The organism is Micromonospora sp. NPDC005710 (genome assembly GCF_040630995.1).
GTDB lineage: Bacteria > Actinomycetota > Actinomycetes > Mycobacteriales > Micromonosporaceae > Micromonospora.
In genome coordinates this window covers 1-1,796 of the sequence record NZ_JBEXYP010000058.1, presented here as the reverse complement: position 1 = coordinate 1,796, position 1,796 = coordinate 1, and the positions used below count along the sequence as shown (strand labels likewise).

The window sequence follows — 1,796 nt, the reverse complement described above, 5'->3', positions numbered from 1 at the left end:
TTGATGTCTTCGGACGGATGGTGGGGAGCGTGGGAACCTGATGGGTAGTAGTCAAGCGATGGGGTGACGCAGGAAGGTAGCTGAGCCCGGCCGGTGGTTGTGCCGGGGTAAGCGTGTAGGCCGTGGTGTAGGCAAATCCGCACCGCATGAAGGCTGAGACGTGATGCCGAGCCGATTCAGGTGAAGTCAGTGATCCTATGCTGCCGAGAAAAGCCTCTAGCGAGTTCTTAGCGGCCCGTACCCCAAACCGACACAGGTGGTCAGGTAGAGAATACCGAGGCGATCGGGCGAACTGTGGTTAAGGAACTCGGCAAATTGCCCCCGTAACTTAGGGAGAAGGGGGGCCGGAGACGTGAAGCCCCGCGCGGGTGGAGCGTTGTATGGCCGCAGAGAGCAGGGGGAAGCGACTGTTTACTAAAAACACAGGTCCATGCGAAGAAGTAATTCGATGTATATGGACTGACGCCTGCCCGGTGCTGGAACGTTAAGGGGACCTGTTAGCTCTTCGGGGCGAAGCGGAGAACTTAAGCGCCAGTAAACGGCGGTGGTAACTATAACCATCCTAAGGTAGCGAAATTCCTTGTCGGGTAAGTTCCGACCTGCACGAATGGCGTAACGACTTCCCCACTGTCTCAACCACAGGCCCGGCGAAATTGCAGTACGAGTAAAGATGCTCGTTACGCGCGGCAGGACGGAAAGACCCCGGGACCTTTACTATAGCTTGACATTGGTACTCGAATTAGCTTGTGTAGGATAGGTGGGAGCCGGTGAAGTCCATACGCCAGTATGGGTGGAGGCAATCTTGAAATACCACTCTGGTTGATTTGGGTATCTAACTTCGGACCGTTATCCGGTTCAGGGACAGTGTCTGGTGGGTAGTTTAACTGGGGCGGTTGCCTCCTAAAAGGTAACGGAGGCGCCCAAAGGTTCCCTCAGCCTGGTTGGCAATCAGGTGTTGAGTGCAAGTACACAAGGGAGCTTGACTGTGAGACTGACAGGTCGAGCAGGGACGAAAGTCGGGACTAGTGATCCGGCACTTGCGAGTGGAAGCGGTGTCGCTCAACGGATAAAAGGTACCCCGGGGATAACAGGCTGATCTTCCCCAAGAGTCCATATCGACGGGATGGTTTGGCACCTCGATGTCGGCTCGTCGCATCCTGGGGCTGTAGCAGGTCCCAAGGGTTGGGCTGTTCGCCCATTAAAGCGGTACGCGAGCTGGGTTTAGAACGTCGTGAGACAGTTCGGTCCCTATCCGCCGTGCGCGTAGGATACTTGAGAAGGGCTGTCCCTAGTACGAGAGGACCGGGACGGACGAACCTCTGGTGTGCCAGTTGTCCTGCCAAGGGCACGGCTGGTTAGCTACGTTCGGAAGGGATAACCGCTGAAAGCATCTAAGCGGGAAGCCTGCTTCAAGATGAGGTATCCCACCCACCTTGGTGGGGTAAGGCCCCCAGCTAGACGACTGGGTTGATAGGCCGGAAATGTAAGCCCGGTAACGGGTTCAGTTGACCGGTACTAATAGGCCGAGGACTTGACTACTAAGCTGCTACGCGTCCACTGTGCAACTCTGAACAAGCGAACACCCACCGTGTTTTGTGTGCCGGGGTTGTTTGATATGTTCATAGAGTTACGGCGGTCATGGCGGAGGGGAAACGCCCGGTTACATTCCGAACCCGGAAGCTAAGCCCTCCAGCGCCGATGGTACTGCACTCGTGAGGGTGTGGGAGAGTAGGACGCCGCCGGACAATCTTCCAGATAAGGCCACCCCTAACGGGGTGGCCTTATCTGCGTTTCCC

At 56.5% G+C, this 1,796-nt stretch carries 2 rRNA genes (1 of these 2 running past the window's edge); both read left to right on the top strand.

The features are described from left to right. Positions 1-1,538, top strand: a 23S ribosomal RNA gene (locus ABZ406_RS30785) (it extends 1,481 nt beyond the left edge of the window). Positions 1,539-1,628: 90 nt separating this feature from the next. After that, positions 1,629-1,745: ribosomal RNA gene (rrf, locus tag ABZ406_RS30780) — 5S ribosomal RNA — on the top strand. The last annotated feature ends 51 nt before the right edge of the window (positions 1,746-1,796 follow it).